We start from the raw sequence: 15,900 nt of genomic DNA on the forward strand, positions 1-15,900 counted from the left end.
CAAGTTCATACCAATTTTTTTTGAAAATGCAACTAAACTGTAAACGTAACGTCTTATAAGATGCTATAATGTCTAAAGGTCATACCTATTATAGATTCGGAATTATTCGTGGAAAGGGATTTATTGTTAATGACAACATTTACAAACAAATTGAAGGAAAAAGATACAGTTTATTTCTTAGTCGCATTGGCGGTCATCGTGGTCGCGCTTTTCCTTCCATCTTCCATTGCACTCATCGCGACATCATTATTTTTTGTCTTTTATGCATTTTTGAGACCGCAGCAAAGCCTATTGTTTCTCGTTATCTATGTGAGCATCCGCCCATTCCTTGTGGAAGTAAGCCCGGGTCTAAAGTTGGTCGGGGATTTAATTACTTTTATTGCATTCGTCAAGCTTGTTATTTCGAGCGGACGTAATTGGAAAACGCTGTTTTCATTCAAATGGTTTGAATGGGCATTTTTCGCATTACTGATTGCGGGATCGTTAAGTGGATTGCTTCAAGGTGTCTTACCGGCAGCGGTCATTTTCCAAGTACGGACATTCGTTATTATGTATTTGCTTTATTACATCATCTCAAGAATGGTTTTGCCGGACGACTGGTTGAAAAGACTTGCATGGGTGACGGTTTGGACGAGCATGATTTCATGTATCCACGGCCTTATCGAAAAGCTTTCAATGCGGCAGTTGTTATTGCCGGACGTCTGGAAATATAAGACGTTAAGCGCAACAAACTTCGTGCGTATTTACGGTTTACCTGGAAATCCGAACTCATTGGCACTACTATTGCTGTTCGGAATTATGTCGTTGCTCTTTTTGCAGCACATATACAAAGGCGAGAAGTATAAATGGTTCTTGAATATCAATTTAGTGCTTTTCGTCGGGGTGTTCATTTTGACGTATTCACGGGGAACGTGGATTTCAGCTTTCGTCCTCGGAGCAATTTTCATTTTGACGACGAGGAATTGGCATTTGTTGAAAAGGCTCGTCATCGCGGGTGTCGCTGCGATCATTCTGATTTACTATCCAGTAAATTGGGGTGTCAAATATCTCGCATCACTTGGACTTGAAGCGCCAGCCGATGATCCAGGCAGCATCGCTGGCCGATTCGGTGAAACGTTCGACCAACAAAACCTAGCGCTCATGACTGAGAGTGGACGTTTCTTCTATATTAGTAAAGGCTTTGAAATCTTCAAAGCGTATCCAATTGCTGGATCTGGATTCGGTTCATTCGGTGGCTCAGCAACGTTATCGTACGGTTCACCGATTTACGACCATTATGGAATCCGCTCCGATATTTACGGAGGCAAGTTTTTCTATTCGGATAACCAATACATCCAGATTATTACGGAAACAGGAATCATCGGTGTCGTTCTTTTCGCGGCCTTCCTACTTGGCATGCTATACCTGTTCTGGAAGGAACGGAAAACGCCGATAGGCAAATTCATGATTGCGCTCTGGTTTGCAACAGGATTCTCTGGCTTCTATTATAATATTTGGGAACTGAAGCTTTACACGATGTTCTACTTCATCTTGTTCGGTGTCTTCGCTTCCATGACGAATCAGTATACGAAATTTAATAGTAAAGACATTTAATTTGTATCCACTCGGCCTTTTTCGCCGAGTGGTTTTTTTATTGGGATAAATAAACTAGTGACTTGGAAACTATACATAAAAATACATAATAGGCTATTTCCTTCTTATGGATTATAGTATTTTGTCGAATTGTCTGGTAAGCTTGACATTGATTCATAGAAGGGAAGGTGTCGACTTATCATTACTAAAGTAGATACATTGAAGAGTTTAGGGAAAAAAGTCGTGATGACAGCGGCGGCCGCTACACTCTTAGTGGCACTGCCTGCCGGAGCATCGGCGAATACGCAAACCGTAGATAGTTATCCGGTTTCATCCGGAGTGACGTATACGCATTACACACATTTAGGCACGAACCATATTAACCATGTAAGTGTCGATTTGAACGACCCATACACGAAACTCGATATCGGTGTGCCTTCACCGATTGCTAAACGTGAAGCAACAACGACACTTGCAAATCGAGATTCATATGAAGGAAACCGCGTTGTCGGTGCAGTCAATGCTTCATTTTTCGACATGAAATCTGGATTGCCGATGTATTTGATTTCGCAAGGTAATGAAATTATTAATGGCGGTGTCATTTCAAGCTCACGTGAATATTATGTGAGCAATCCGATTGCTTTTGGAGTGTTAAATGACGGACGCGCAGAAATTGACGAATTCAATTTCGATATCCGTATTGAGCACCAAGGGACAAGCTATAAGATGACAGGCTTGAACCGCGAAAGGCAAACCGATGAAACAATCGTTTTTACACCACAACATATTTCATCTACGACTGGATCAAATGAATTCGGCATTGAAATCGTCGTCGATACCGGTGAGCCAATTACGTCTACATATTATGGACAGCAATTAACAGGACAAGTTGTGCAAGTAAGGGACTATGGATCGAAAGAGAAAGTCACGATTCCGAAAACAGGCTTTGTCATTTCAGCAAATGGATCGAAGCCGCTAGAAAGATTGAAAGGGATTAAAGTAGGGGATAATGTTTCTCTTAATTTATCTATAGACTCGAAATGGATGGACTCCTCGTTCATGTTGGCGAGTGGACCAATGTTATTGAAGGACGGCAAGCCGCATATTACGATGGATACATCCAATTGGCGAGCGAAAGCAATGACTGCTCGTACGGCTATCGCAATTAGCAAAGATAAGACAAAAGTCGACCTCGTGACAGTAGATAACCGAAGTGGATATAGCAACGGCATGACGTTAACGCAGTTCGCAAATTATTTAGCATCTAAAGGGTACGACCGGGCTATTAACTTTGACGGCGGCGGTTCAACGACGATGGGCATCCGTAAATATGGGAGCAATACAGTCGTGCTCGCAAACCGGACGACAGAGTCAAGTCAGCGAAAAGTTTCTGCGATCATTGAAGCAATTAGCACAGCGCCACTGAGCGATCCTGCACATATTAGCGTTTCCCGCGGACAAGTCGGTGATATGCTCGTTGGCGCAACTGTCCCATTGACGCTTAACTATGTGTTAGATACGTATTATAATCCGCTTCCGATAGACGCTTCGGAGCTAGTAATCTCGTCCGATAACGGGAATGCTTCCGTTTCGGGTATGACATTTACGGCTACGGAAGCCGGCACGGACCGAATCAATATTCAGTACGGTGCTGCAAGGCAGTCATTCCCAATTACAATTGTCGAAGCGCCTGACAAGTTGACGATTTCACCAAGTACATCAGCGATTGAACTAGGTTCATCCGTATCATTTAAAGCGATTGCTACCGATGCGCAAGGAAAACCGATTGTTTATTCACCAGAACAATTGACGTGGAGCGTCAGCGGTAATGTAGGTACGATTACGCAATCGGGAATGTTTAAGGCGTCTAAAGTGCCTGGCACAGGATCTGTCAACGTGACACTCGGAACGAAGACGGCGACGTTGCCAATCGAATTGTCAGATGGCATGCCGGCATTCATTGACATTCCATCCGATTATGTTTACTACACGGAAATCAATTTCCTAAAGCATCTCGGCTATATTAAAGGGGACCTTGACGGCAAATTCAATCCAGGCCAGACGTTATCGAGGGAACACGCCGCTGTCATCTTAAGCCGCGTCTTCAACTTGGATACTTCTGTTGCAGGAACACAAAAGTTCAGTGACGTTCCGGAAACCCACCGATACTTCAAGGAAATTAATGCGATTGTTGAAGCGAACCTCGTCGGAGGAAAAGGGGACGGTACATTTGACCCTGCAGGCCAATTAACACGTGCACAAATGGCTGCGATTCTCGTGAAAGCTTACGAGTTGAAAGGGGAATCCGAGAAGAAATTCAAGGATGTACGCGCAGACCATTGGGCGTACAATCAAATTCACATTCTAGCGAACCATAAGATTACGACTGGAAATGAGGAAGGGAATTTCGAACCGAATAAACCGGTGAACCGCGCCCAATTCAGCGCATTCCTATACCGCAGCATTAATCGTTAATGTTGAAAATGCCGTTGGATCGATTTTCGGTCCGCGGCATTTTTTTCTTTGTCAGCTAGGCGTGTTATAATGAACTCATTATTTGTAGAAGGAAGTTGGATTATGAGAATAGGAATTGTAGGAAATTACGGGAACGATAATAACGGGGACGAAGCGATCCTGCTTAGCCTTGTAAAACAAGTGACGTCCACTTTCAACATCAGTTCGTCTCAGCTCACCATTTTTAGCAATAATCCGAAGCAGACGGCCGAACGCTACGGGGTTGAAAGCTATCCGCTTTATTATAAAAAAGGAAATGCCGTCAAGACGTTCATCGAGACATTCCGCCAAAATAAAAAAGTCGTTAAAAAACTCGATCTGCTTATTATCGGTGGCGGCGGTATCTTGATGGATTTATACCGTCGAGAGGCGCCATTGTACGGATCGTATGCGATGATGGCGAAGCAGTCAAACACACCGTATGTCATTTACGGATGTGGCGCAGGTCCATTGCATACATCATTAGGGAAATGGTTCATCCGCTATATGTGTAAACATGCTGAAAGTATTTCCGTCCGGGATCCGGAATCTGCGGAGTTGTTATGGTCGATTGGCGTCAATCAAAAAGTCGAAGTCATCGGCGACCCTGCATTTTCATTGCGGGAGGAAGGCGCTGCTGCAAAATCCGATAAACCGACGAAAATTGGTGTAACCGCCGTTCCGTATTACAACGCGGACTACTGGCCGGAAGGGAATCCCGAAATTTATCAAAAATTTGTCGAAAGCATGGCGAAAAATCTAGACAAGCTTGCTGCAGGAAATGATGTCGACATTACGTTCTTTGCAACGAAGTTTCCACAGGACGCCAATGTGACGAAGGATATTCAAGCGCTAATGGAAGAGCGTGCGAAAACGACTATTATCGATGAAAACTTGTTGCCGAGCAAAATTATGGAAGTGACGGAACAGCAAGATATCGTTATCGGAACTCGGTTGCACTCATTGATTTTAGCGACGTGCACAGAAACGCCGATTATCGGTGTTTCATATCACCATAAAGTGAACGACTTCATGAATTTGGCAGGGTTGGACCGCTTTTCATTCCCAATCGACAAGCTTCATGAAAGCGATGAGTACTTCCTCAATGCGTTCAATGAAATGAGAACGGACTGGCACGGAACATTGGAACAAACTGAACAGCTTTCGAAGAAGTTGTACGACGAAGCGATGAATGGTACTGTGCAATTTACAGATGCGTTGAATAAATGATCTCGTACCGCCGGATGAGCAATTATCCGGCGGTTTTTATATGGAGCAGGCGGTAATAAAACTCGGCAAGTGATTAATAATCGCGGTCTGCGCCTAAAGAGTGGGCTTTCGCGTCCCCTGCGTCCAAAGAGTCGGTCCCCGCGTCCAAAGAGTCGGTCCCTGCGTCCAAAGAGTCGGTCCCCACGTTCAAAGAGTTGCCCTCCGCGCTCAAAGAGTCGGACCCCGCGCTCAAAGTGCAGCCTCGCGCGCTCAAAGTGCAGCCTCGTGCGCTCAAAGTGTTGCCTCGCGCGCTCAAAGTGCAGCCTCGTGCGCTCAAAGTGTTGCCTCGCGCGCTCAAAGTGCAGCCTCGCGCGCTCAAAGTGCAGCCTCGCGCGCTCAAAGTGCAGCCTCGCGCGCTCAAAGTGTTGCCTCGCGCGCTCAAAGTGCAGCCCCGCGCGCTCAAAGTGCAGCCCCGTGCGCTCAAAGTGCAGTCACGCGCGCTCAAAGTGCAGCCTCGCGCGCTCAAAGTGCAGCCTCGCGCGCTCAAAGTGCAGTCACGCGCGCTCAAAGTGCAGTCACGCGCGCTCAAAGTGCAGTCACGCGCGCTCAAAGTGCAGTCACGCGCGCTCAAAGTGCAGCCTCGCGCGCTCAAAGTGTTGCCTCGCGCGCTCAAAGTGCAGCCCCGCGCGCTCAAAGTGCAGCCCCGTGCGCTCAAAGTGCAGTCACGCGCGCTCAAAGTGCAGCCTCGCGCGCTCAAAGTGCAGCCTCGCGCGCTCAAAGTGCAGCCTCGCGCGCTCAAAGTGCAGCCCCGCGCGCTCAAAGTGGTGACGTACAATAGTCTGTGTAAACGTAAAAAAGATAGGGCATCCTCAAGGTTAATCACTACAAAAACCAAGGAGGATGCACTATCTATGTCTAGTATAATCGATAATCTGTTTTCTAATCAAATGGAGGAGTTAGTCAAGCAATTTGTCCAGGATAATCTTGAAACAATTATGAAAGAGGAAATGAAAAACTTCTTCGAAGTAGAACATCCTGAGCTTAAGAATAGTAAGAATGGATATTATTCGCGCATGCTCGATACAAGATACGGCCGTATAGAAGACTTGGCAGTCCCTAGAGATCGCGAGGGACATTTCCGCACCCAGCTTTTCGACCCTTACCAAAGGCGTGAAAGGTGGCTGGGTGAAACAATCATTACGATGTACCAGAACGGATTTAGCACTCGGGAAGTTGGACAATTTATCGAAAGGATTCTGGGGAACAACTACTCAGCTACAACGATCAGTAACATCACGGACGTGGTCATGGAAGATATTTTGGAATGGCAACAACGCTCACTTCACAATAGATATTCTGTGCTTTATTTGGACGGCACCTACCTAAAGCTCCGCCGGCAAGACGTTGCAAGCGAGGTTGTATATGTCATTGTTGGAGTCAGGGACGATGGTTATAGAGAAATCGTAGATTTCTTTGTGGGTGGAAATGAAAGTGCAGTAGGCTGGAAAAACATTTTGACCAGTCTCAAAAGCCGTGGGTTAGAAGAAGTATTGCTTGGTGTTTTCGATGGATTATCTGGTCTGGAACAGGCGTTTAAAGAGGTCTATCCACTGGCAGATGTGCAGCGCTGCGTGGTTCATAAAGTGAGAAATGTTATTTCTTCTGTTCGTAAGAAGGACAAGGAGCCCATTATGACAGACTTGAAGAAAGTTTATCGGGCACTTACTAAGGAAGACGCGCTTAGGTCCTTCGAAGACTTTAGAGAAAAGTGGAAGAAAGGGTATCCGAAAGTGGTCCAATCCTGGGAAGAGGATCTTGGTGTTTTACTTACATTCATGTCTTATCCCAAAGTTATTCAAAGCCAAATCTATACAACCAATATTATCGAAAGAACTATAAAGGAAATAAAAAAACGCACCAAGACTATGAACAGTTTGCCAAGTGAAAAAGCTGTCGAAAAAATAGTCTATTTAGTCGCGCAAGACTACAACGAAAAATGGGGTAAAAGGATGAGTTCTGAATTTGCTTCGGCTCATACTGCCTTAATGGAGATGTTTAGTGATCGGTATGGCAACGGTAATATTAATTAAAACTTTATAGGTTGATCTTAAGGATGCTTGTACGTAGACCGCAGATTTGACATGGAGCCTCTGCGGACATGTGAACAGGCCATGATACCAGCTATAGTAATTAGCTGGCCTCGCCTGCCAAGGCTAACATGTCCGCCCCTCCAAGTAAAATCTGCTTAACAGTCTGCGTTGTACTTACACATACTTCTTGACGGTACCCTCAAAGTGCAGTCACGCGCGCTCAAAGTGCAGTCACGCGCGCTCAAAGTGCAGTCACGCGCGCTCAAAGTGCAGTCACGCGCGCTCAAAGTGCAGTCACGCGCGCTCAAAGTGCAGTCACGCGCGCTCAAAGTGCAGTCACGCGCGCTCAAAGTGCAGTCTCGCACGCTCAAAGTGCAGCCCCGCGCGCTCAAAGTGCAGCCTCACTCACACAAATCCCCCATCAAAACCCTAACATACATTTCACATCATTCACATACGACTGGCTCACCGGCAGTTCCGTGCCGTCTACTAACGTTACAACGAGATTTGAAGAAAAATCGCGAGAGATCCTTAAAATGCTAGCCGTATTTACAATGTAGGAACGATGAATGCGCAAGAAAATTTCGGGTAGCCGCTGATCTAATTCCTTCAACGTGCTTGACACACAAAATTGCCCGTCTTCCGTATAGAAGAATGTCTTCTTTTGAAAACTTTCAATATGTGTGACCTTTTCAATCGGCACCGGGTACCATTCATCGCCCAGTCTTCCGGTGAGCAACCGAAGCGGTCCGCTTTTGGCAAATTCCTCATCCCGCGGAAGGATGACGACGAGTGCCGCTTGTTCCCCATTAATTTCGAGAGGCATCCAATCACCTTGCAAACAGGCCAGTTGTTGAATGATTTCCTCTCGTAACCTTTTCATCTCCATTGATTTCCTCTTCCCCTTTTCGATTTCATCGAGCTATTTCTTCATTCATCTACGTAAATACCCCTTTTGTCGGAATGCACAGACAGTTTTAATATTCTGTTATATATTAATGTATAACAACTCACTCTGTTGTGGAACAGTAGGAAAGTAACAATTATTCTAGTAAACGAAAGGGTGGAATGAAATGATGAAACAAAATGGACGTATGGAACAAGTGGAGCAGTTGGAGAGAAGTTGGCAGGAGGATGAACGTTGGGCAGGAATCGAGCGTGGCTATAGCGCGGAAGATGTAATTAAATTACGAGGCACTGTTCAAATTGAACATACATTAGCAAAACGAGGGGCGGAGCGGCTCTGGAAATCGCTCCATGAAGAGGATTTCATCGCTGCACTCGGCGCGCTGACGGGCAATCAAGCCGTCCAGCAAGTGAAGGCAGGCCTCCAGGCAATTTACTTAAGCGGCTGGCAAGTGGCGGCGGACGCCAATTTAGCGGGACAGATGTATCCCGATCAAAGCCTATACCCTGTGAATAGCGTACCGAACGTTGTGAAACGCATTAATCAGGCGTTGCAGCGGGCAGATCAGATTGATTGTGCAGAAGGCAGGCTTGACGGATTCGATTGGTTCGCTCCGATTGTCGCTGACGCCGAAGCGGGATTTGGCGGTCCGTTAAACGTGTTCGAATTAATGAAAGCGATGATTGAAGCAGGCGCTGCGGGTGTCCATTTCGAAGATCAGCTTGCTTCTGAAAAGAAATGTGGTCATCTTGGAGGAAAAGTCCTTCTTCCAACTCAAAATGCAGTTCGGAATTTAATTTCAGCAAGGCTTGCGGCTGACGTATCGGGTGTCCCGACAATTATTATTGCGAGGACAGATGCCGATGCAGCAGATTTAATTACGAGTGACATCGATGAACGCGATCATGAATTCATTACAGGGGAGCGCACACCTGAAGGGTTTTTCCGGACGAAAGCCGGCATCGATCAGGCGATTGCCCGCGGTCTTGCGTACGCGCCATACGCCGATCTTATTTGGTGTGAGACGTCGACGCCGGATCTTGAAGAAGCGAAACGATTTGCAGACGCCATCCACGAGAAGTTTCCACGTAAAATGCTCGCGTATAACTGCTCGCCTTCATTTAACTGGAAAGCAAATTTGGATGATGAAACGATCGGGAAATACCAGCGTGAGCTCGGCAAGATGGGCTATAAATTCCAGTTTGTCACATTAGCAGGCTTCCATTCATTGAATCATAGTATGTTTGAATTGGCTCATAGCTATAAAACTGACGGGATGGCAGCGTATTCGAAGCTGCAAGAAGCGGAATTTGCGAATGAATCGAAAGGGTACACGGCGACTCGCCACCAGCGCGAAGTCGGAACAGGTTATTTCGATGAAGTAGCACAAGTCATTTCTGGAGGTACATCCTCAACGACAGCGATGAAAGGATCGACGGAAGAGGCTCAATTCATCTAACTAAACGACGTACACGACAACTACATGAAAGGATGGTTCAACTGACTAGTCAACAAATACGGTCCAATATAAATGTGATTGGCGAGATGACGGTTGGCACAGAGGAAATTCTGACGCCGGAAGCGCTTGAATTCCTTTATTGCTTACATGAGAAATTCAATGGCCGGCGTAAAGAGTTGCTTGCAGCGAGAGAAGAGAGGCAACGCCGATTCGACGCCGGTGAGAAACTAGATTTCCTTGAAGAAACGAAGCATATTCGCGATGGGGACTGGACTGTCGCGCCGATTCCAGCGGATTTACAAGATCGTCGAGTCGAGATTACCGGTCCAGTCGATCGGAAAATGATTATTAATGCACTCAACTCCGGAGCGAAAGCATTTATGGCGGATTTCGAAGATGCAACTTCGCCGACGTGGTCGAATATGATCGACGGCCAGCTTAACTTGAAGGATGCTGTGAGACGGACGATTTCGTTTGAACAGGTATCCAATGGAAAGAACTATTCTTTGAATGAAGAGACGGCTGTACTAATGGTGAGAGCACGCGGTCTCCACTTAGACGAAAAGCATATTCTCATTGACGGCGAGCCGATAGCGGGTGGATTTTTCGATTTTGGACTTTATTTCTTCCATAATGCAAAGGAATTGATAGAGCGAGGGACAGGACCATATTTTTACTTGCCGAAGCTTGAAAGCCATTTAGAAGCGAGGTTGTGGAATGAAGTGTTTGTCTTCGCACAGGAGAAACTCGGCATTCCAACGGGGACGATTCGAGCGACGGTATTAGTTGAAACAATTCCAGCTACCTTTGAAATGGACGAAATATTGTATGAGCTACGTGAGCATATTACGGGACTGAATTGCGGACGCTGGGATTATATTTTCAGTTTCATTAAAAGGCTTCGAATGCAACCGGATGTTATTTTGCCGGATCGCAGCCAAGTGACGATGACGTCGCCTTTTATGAGAGCTTATACACAGCTTTGCATCCAGACGTGTCATAAGCGGAACGCGTTTGCGATAGGTGGAATGGCCGCTCAAATTCCAATTCGCAATAACCCCGAAGCGAATGAAGAAGCATTCCGGAAAGTCGCGGAAGATAAACGCCGAGAAGTGACGGACGGCCACGACGGAACGTGGGTCGCGCACCCAGGCCTTGTCGCAATTGCGATGGATGAATTCAATGCACATATGGAAACGCCGAACCAAGTCCATCGGAAGCGGGAAGATGTGCGAGTAACCGCAGCCGATTTACTGGAAGTGCCAATCGGGACGATAACCGAGGAAGGATTGCGGACGAATTGTAGCGTCGGCGTCCAATATATTGCTGCGTGGTTGAAAGGGAGTGGAGCCGTGCCAATCAATCATTTAATGGAAGATGCGGCTACTGCTGAAATTTCACGCTCTCAAGTGTGGCAATGGATCCGACACCGTGAAGGCAAGCTGGATGACGGAAGGGACATTACAATTGATTTGTTTATGGACATATTTAATGAGGAAATGAAGAAATTGAACGAGCTCGTCGGAGAAAGGGAGTTTCGTTACGGCACAATGAAGGACGCTGCGAAGCTGTTTATCGATTTGACAATTCAAGAAGAGTTCGAGGAATTTCTAACACTCCCTGGGTATAGAAAATTATCATAGTAAAAGGAGGAGGTTCATAATGTTGAATTGTACACAGGTGAAAAATAACACGAAAAAGTTTTGCCAACAATGCGGCTGTGAGATCGTCGAGAAAGTTGAATCCCTACTCTATGAATGCGAACGCTGCATCGGTAAGCATACTGAGTAAAGATAACGGCCCGGTTTTCCTGTTAATAGGAGAACGGGCTTTTCATTTTCATGTAGAATAAAAGGGTTTCCTCTCCTCTATAGAGAATCATGTATAATAGAAGTGAAATTATAACGTAAAAGGGGATGTTGTTGTGCGAAATGAAGAGATGCTACTAATTCCTGGACCGACACCTGTCATTGACTCAATCTATGACGCAATGGCAAGTGAGACGAGAGGGCATACAGATCCTCGATTTGTCGAGATTTACAAGCGTTCCATCGAGCGGACACGCGAAATGTTGAAAACAGATGGGGAAGTATTTGTGATCGCTGGATCCGGAACGATTGGCATGGAAATGGCACTCGTCAATACGGTCGGTGCCGGAGAACGGCTATTAGTCATTAGCCACGGCTATTTCGGGGATCGTTTCATTCAACTCGGGAAGGCATTCGGAATTGAAATCGATGTCCTCCAAGCTGAATGGGGCAAGCAAGTAGCGCCTGAAGAAGTGGAGCGCCAACTATCGGAGCGTACATACAAGGCGGTGACAATTACGCATGCGGATACGTCTACAGGTGTAGCAGCCGACTTGGATAAGCTCGTTCCGATTGTGAAAAAGCACGGCGCACTCGTCATTTTGGACGGAGTTTGCGCAACTGCTGCAATGGAAGAGGATATGAGCAAGGAGTATGGCGGTACGGGCTATACGATTGATATCGTGTTGACTGGTTCCCAAAAGGCGATCGGCGTTCCACCGGGACTTGCGATCGTTGCGTTTAACCAATCCGCATTAGAAGCACGTAAACAGCTTGGTCGTATTCCGGCTTATTATTGCGATATTGAAAACTGGATTCCGATTATGAATGATCCGTCCAAATACTTTGCAACGCCTCCAGTAAACTTAATTTATGCATATGACGAAGCGATGAAGCTCGTCCTAGAGGAAGGTTTGGACAAACGATATGCAAGGCATACAGCATTTGGACGCGGCGTGCGCGCTGCACTTCGTGAATACGGCATGAAGCCGTTAGCGGAAGAGGCAGTTGCTGCATCGACATTAAGCTGTATCCAATATCCTGAAGGCGTAAATGACGCGGAATTCCGAGCTGCGTTGGCGAAAGAAGGACTTATCGTCGCAGGCGCATTAGCACATTTAGCTGGCACTGCATTCCGTATCGGGCATATGGGCAATACGACGGAACAAATGCTCATTTCCGCAATCGAAAAGATTGGCAAAGCGTTGAATGAAGTCGGTCATGACGCAAACGTCGAGCAAGCGGTTAACCGTTTCAAGGAAGAAACGGCAACACTCGTATAAATACAACACCACCCTATTCTCTGTTAGGAATAGGGTGGTTTTCTAATCTCCTCGCACATCCTTCAATATTTTAACCGCGATATCTGGTACATCCGTAAAAATTCCATCTGCGCCGATTTCGATCATTCTCCGGATTTCCTTTTCTTCATTTACCGTAAATGGATGGACATGCAAATTCTCCGCATGCGCAAGTTCTACTAACTCCTCCGTCACGATTGTTTTATCGACTCCGATTCCGGACGCGTACTCCGCAACTTTCCGCAATCGTTTTTTCGTTAGCATCGTTTCATTTTTTGCGGAATACAGTTGAATAAGTGGAATCGTCGGCTCCTGCTCATGGATTTTCTTTAAAGATTTAGCATTGAATGATTGCAAAATTACTTTCGGCATATCTGCATCTATTTCCGATAACAGCCCGAACTCCCGTAGCTGCCTGAGCAAGGCATCCTCGACACCAGGATAAGAGGCAGGTGTCTTCAATTCAATATAGTAATTGACATCATGTTTGAAATACGAAAAAATCTCTTCCGTACTGACGATGCGTAATGGATCGATACCTTCGGGTAATGAAACCGGGAGTTTCCCGTCATAAACAGAGTTACGATGAACATTTTTCAACTCCTGGAAATCGACTTCTGCGATTCTTTTTCTGCCATCCGGCAAATAAACGAAAGCATCGTGCGTAGAAACGAGTTCCCCATCTTTCGTCATATGTACATCTAATTCGATATAATCCGCCTTCATCTGCACTGCTAAAGCATACGACAGAAAAGAATGCTCCGGCGCATAGGCGGAAGCACCGCGATGCGCGATAATTAAAAATCTATCATCCGGCAAAGATGCCTCAACTGATGTAGTTGAACATGCCGATAGAAAGGTAATAAGGCTAAGAAGAATCCCTTTTCTCAAAACTATATCCTCCTTTAACGTAAATTAATTGTAAAGATTTAGAAAAAAGGAAGGAATCATGACATCTTTTATCGAAGTATGAGTGTGTTGGTAATATTTTTACATTACTTAAAAAGTATCGAGCAGAAAGGAACTTGATATGAATGAAAAGAGTTGAACTGATTGACGTCTCTAAATCATACGATAAGCAAGTTGACGTTATATCCAATATAAACGTAACAATTGAGCCCGGCGAGTTTTTTGTTCTTGTCGGTCCTTCAGGATGCGGAAAAAGCACGATGCTAAGAATGATTGCGGGTCTTGAAGAAATTACCGAAGGCACATTAAAAATCGGGGATAAGGTCGCTAATCATCTCTCCCCAGATAAACGCGACCTTTCCATGGTCTTTCAAAACTATGCATTGTATCCACATTTGTCAGTTCAGCAAAATATTACGTTTGGACTTGATGTGAAAAAGATGAAGAAGGGCGAGCAACGGAAAAAGGCGAACGAAGTAGCGGAAATGCTCGGTTTAACGGATTATCTCGATCGCAAGCCGCGTGAGCTTTCTGGCGGGCAACGTCAACGGGTCGCTCTCGCGAGAGCAATTGTCAGTGAAACACCGATTTGCTTAATGGATGAACCTCTCTCCAATTTGGACGCCAAACTACGTGCCCATATGCGCTCTGAAATTAGAAGGATTCAAAGAAGTCTCGGCATTACGATGATTTACGTCACTCATGACCAAGTGGAAGCGATGACGATGGGCGATCGAATAATGATTCTCCATGAAGGGAAAATTCAACAAATCGGCAAGCCAATCGATATTTACAATTATCCTGCGAATCCGTTCGTCGCGACGTTCATCGGATCGCCACCGATGAATTTGGCGAAAGCAGAATTGGACGTCGCGAATTCGGAGCTCGTTATTGGCAATGAATTGCGATTGTCCGTACCAAATGATGAAATCGGAAAGCTCCCAAGAACATCAATGACAGTCGGGGTGCGGCCAGAAAACCTTTATCCGACAACTGAGACAACAAAGAATAAAGACATTTTCCACGTGGAAGTGACGAATGTCGAAATTCTCGGGAATGAAACCGTCTTTTCATTCAAACTGGGCGAGGCGGAATGGATGGCCAAATGGAGCGGCCAATGGCATATCGATATCGGCGATCGTCTGCCTATCCGAATAGAATTCGATTCGTTATCTATCTTTGATGAACAAAGCGGCGAGCTAATGAAACGGACAGTCGACAAAGGTAATTACGTCAAGAAGCAAGAGGTGTCGACATGACCCGGATTGCAAATCTATGGAGAAAGTCAGTAGACGGAAGGACGGCTGCCCTTTATTTATTGCCTTCTATTATTCTATTTTCCGTTTTCGTCTTTTATCCGATGTTCCGGACGATTTATTTAAGCTTTTATTTAACAGATCAAACGGGCAAAGCGGCTATCAACGTCGGATTCGAAAACTTCCAATACTTGCTCGGTTCATCCGAATTCCAAAATAGTATGAAAGCGACGGGACTTTTCGTATTGTATACCGTTCCAATTACAGTTATTCTCGCGCTGTTTTTCGCATTGCTCGCGAATGAAAAACTGAAAGGCATCGGCTTTTTCCGAACGATGTATTCATCGACGATGGGCATCTCGGTCGCAGCATCATCCGTCATTTGGCTATTCATGTTCAACCCGAGCATCGGGATGCTCAACCGGTTGTTGACCGTCTTCAAATTCCCGCAAATTCAATGGCTACTAGATCCACAATGGGCATTGTTATCCGTATCAGTTTCTACTATATGGATGAATATCGGTTTTTCATTTCTCATTTTATTAGGTGGATTGCAAAATATCGATGAGCATCTTTACGAGAGTTCGAGAATCGACGGGGCGGGCTATTTCTATCGATTGAGACGCATCACGTTGCCGATGCTGTCGCCTACGCTGTTTTTCATCATCACGATTTCCCTCATCAATGCGTTCCAGTCGTTCGGCCAAATCGATATTTTGACGTCAGGCGGGCCTTCCCAGTCAACGAACTTAATCGTCTACTCAATTTACCGGGAAGCGTTCATTAACTATCAATTCGGAACCGCTAGTGCGCAAGCGATCATTTTATTCCTCATTATATTGGTCGTCACAATCCTCCAATTTAAATTGGCTGAAAGGAAGGTGCATTACCAATGA

13 protein-coding genes are annotated in these 15,900 nt (G+C 45.6%); 9 read left to right on the top strand and 4 right to left on the bottom strand.

Going from position 1 to position 15,900, the window contains the following annotated elements; all coding sequences use genetic code 11:
• Positions 1-129: 129 nt before the first annotated feature.
• The 3 genes from QM454_RS09820 to QM454_RS09830 all read left to right on the top strand — a co-directional run bounded on the left by QM454_RS09820 (position 130) and on the right by QM454_RS09830 (position 5,295).
• The gene (locus QM454_RS09820; protein ID WP_432357355.1) at positions 130-1,593 is read left to right on the top strand and encodes an O-antigen ligase family protein; all 1,464 of its coding nucleotides are present in this window, start codon (positions 130-132) and stop codon (positions 1,591-1,593) included.
• A gap of 225 nt (positions 1,594-1,818) precedes the next feature.
• Positions 1,819-4,047 (top strand): S-layer homology domain-containing protein, encoded by a 2,229-nt coding sequence (locus QM454_RS09825; RefSeq protein WP_432363945.1) that lies wholly within the window; start codon positions 1,819-1,821, stop codon positions 4,045-4,047.
• Between the two features lie 102 nt (positions 4,048-4,149).
• Complete coding sequence (locus tag QM454_RS09830; RefSeq protein WP_432357357.1) at positions 4,150-5,295, top strand: polysaccharide pyruvyl transferase family protein; 1,146 nt, start codon at positions 4,150-4,152, stop codon at positions 5,293-5,295.
• A 73-nt stretch (positions 5,296-5,368) separates the two neighbouring features.
• On the opposite strand, the gene QM454_RS09835 is transcribed toward QM454_RS09830, so the two are convergent.
• Positions 5,369-6,169, bottom strand: a complete 801-nt coding sequence (locus QM454_RS09835; protein WP_432357359.1) for a hypothetical protein — start codon at positions 6,167-6,169, stop codon at positions 5,369-5,371.
• Positions 6,170-6,185: 16 nt separating this feature from the next.
• On the opposite strand from QM454_RS09835, the gene QM454_RS09840 reads away from it, so the two are divergent.
• A complete protein-coding gene (locus QM454_RS09840; RefSeq protein WP_432357191.1) occupies positions 6,186-7,364 on the top strand; it encodes an IS256 family transposase in 1,179 nt (392 codons plus the stop codon).
• Positions 7,365-7,519: 155 nt separating this feature from the next.
• Here QM454_RS09840 and QM454_RS09845 read toward each other — a convergent pair whose 3' ends face one another.
• Positions 7,520-7,756: a hypothetical protein gene (locus QM454_RS09845; RefSeq protein ID WP_432357361.1), complete on the bottom strand. Its 237-nt coding sequence runs from the start codon at positions 7,754-7,756 to the stop codon at positions 7,520-7,522.
• A 29-nt stretch (positions 7,757-7,785) separates the two neighbouring features.
• A complete protein-coding gene (locus QM454_RS09850) occupies positions 7,786-8,253 on the bottom strand; it encodes a LytTR family DNA-binding domain-containing protein (RefSeq protein ID WP_432357363.1) in 468 nt (155 codons plus the stop codon).
• A gap of 187 nt (positions 8,254-8,440) precedes the next feature.
• Between QM454_RS09850 and aceA the strand changes: the two genes are divergently transcribed.
• From aceA to QM454_RS09865, 3 genes are all read left to right on the top strand, one after another.
• Entirely contained in the window at positions 8,441-9,730 is a 1,290-nt protein-coding gene (aceA, locus tag QM454_RS09855; RefSeq protein WP_432363946.1) for an isocitrate lyase, read from the top strand.
• Positions 9,731-9,816: 86 nt separating this feature from the next.
• Positions 9,817-11,373 (top strand): malate synthase A, encoded by a 1,557-nt coding sequence (aceB, locus tag QM454_RS09860; RefSeq protein ID WP_432357365.1) that lies wholly within the window; start codon positions 9,817-9,819, stop codon positions 11,371-11,373.
• 281 nt (positions 11,374-11,654) lie between these two features.
• On the top strand, positions 11,655-12,821 hold the full coding sequence (locus QM454_RS09865; protein ID WP_432357367.1) for a pyridoxal-phosphate-dependent aminotransferase family protein: 1,167 nt from the start codon (positions 11,655-11,657) through the stop codon (positions 12,819-12,821).
• Positions 12,822-12,863: 42 nt separating this feature from the next.
• On the opposite strand, the gene QM454_RS09870 is transcribed toward QM454_RS09865, so the two are convergent.
• Positions 12,864-13,730, bottom strand: coding sequence for a glycerophosphodiester phosphodiesterase family protein (locus QM454_RS09870; RefSeq protein WP_432357368.1), 867 nt, complete (start codon positions 13,728-13,730; stop codon positions 12,864-12,866).
• A gap of 143 nt (positions 13,731-13,873) precedes the next feature.
• Between QM454_RS09870 and QM454_RS09875 the strand changes: the two genes are divergently transcribed.
• Both QM454_RS09875 and QM454_RS09880 read left to right on the top strand, forming a co-directional pair.
• Positions 13,874-15,007 (top strand): ABC transporter ATP-binding protein, encoded by a 1,134-nt coding sequence (locus tag QM454_RS09875; RefSeq protein ID WP_432357370.1) that lies wholly within the window; start codon positions 13,874-13,876, stop codon positions 15,005-15,007.
• Entirely contained in the window at positions 15,004-15,900 is an 897-nt protein-coding gene (locus tag QM454_RS09880) for a carbohydrate ABC transporter permease (protein ID WP_432357372.1), read from the top strand. The genes QM454_RS09875 and QM454_RS09880 overlap by 4 nt, the downstream gene beginning before the upstream one ends.

It is taken from the genome of Sporosarcina sp. UB5 (genome assembly GCF_050859005.1).
Classification (GTDB): Bacteria; Bacillota; Bacilli; order Bacillales_A; family Planococcaceae; genus Sporosarcina.

Excerpts from the sequence above, each read along its gene's own strand:
- QM454_RS09880 (WP_432357372.1), top strand. The coding sequence starts at position 15,004 with ATGACCCGGATTGCAAATCTATGGAGAAAGTCAGTAGACGGAAGGACG.
- aceB (WP_432357365.1), top strand. The coding sequence starts at position 9,817 with ATGACGGTTGGCACAGAGGAAATTCTGACGCCGGAAGCGCTTGAATTC.
- QM454_RS09850 (WP_432357363.1), bottom strand. The coding sequence starts at position 8,253 with ATGGAGATGAAAAGGTTACGAGAGGAAATCATTCAACAACTGGCCTGT.
- QM454_RS09875 (WP_432357370.1), top strand. The coding sequence starts at position 13,874 with ATGAAAAGAGTTGAACTGATTGACGTCTCTAAATCATACGATAAGCAA.
- QM454_RS09840 (WP_432357191.1), top strand. The coding sequence starts at position 6,186 with ATGTCTAGTATAATCGATAATCTGTTTTCTAATCAAATGGAGGAGTTA.
- QM454_RS09820 (WP_432357355.1), top strand. The coding sequence starts at position 130 with ATGACAACATTTACAAACAAATTGAAGGAAAAAGATACAGTTTATTTC.
- QM454_RS09825 (WP_432363945.1), top strand. The coding sequence starts at position 1,819 with ATGACAGCGGCGGCCGCTACACTCTTAGTGGCACTGCCTGCCGGAGCA.
- QM454_RS09830 (WP_432357357.1), top strand. The coding sequence starts at position 4,150 with ATGAGAATAGGAATTGTAGGAAATTACGGGAACGATAATAACGGGGAC.
- aceA (WP_432363946.1), top strand. The coding sequence starts at position 8,441 with ATGAAACAAAATGGACGTATGGAACAAGTGGAGCAGTTGGAGAGAAGT.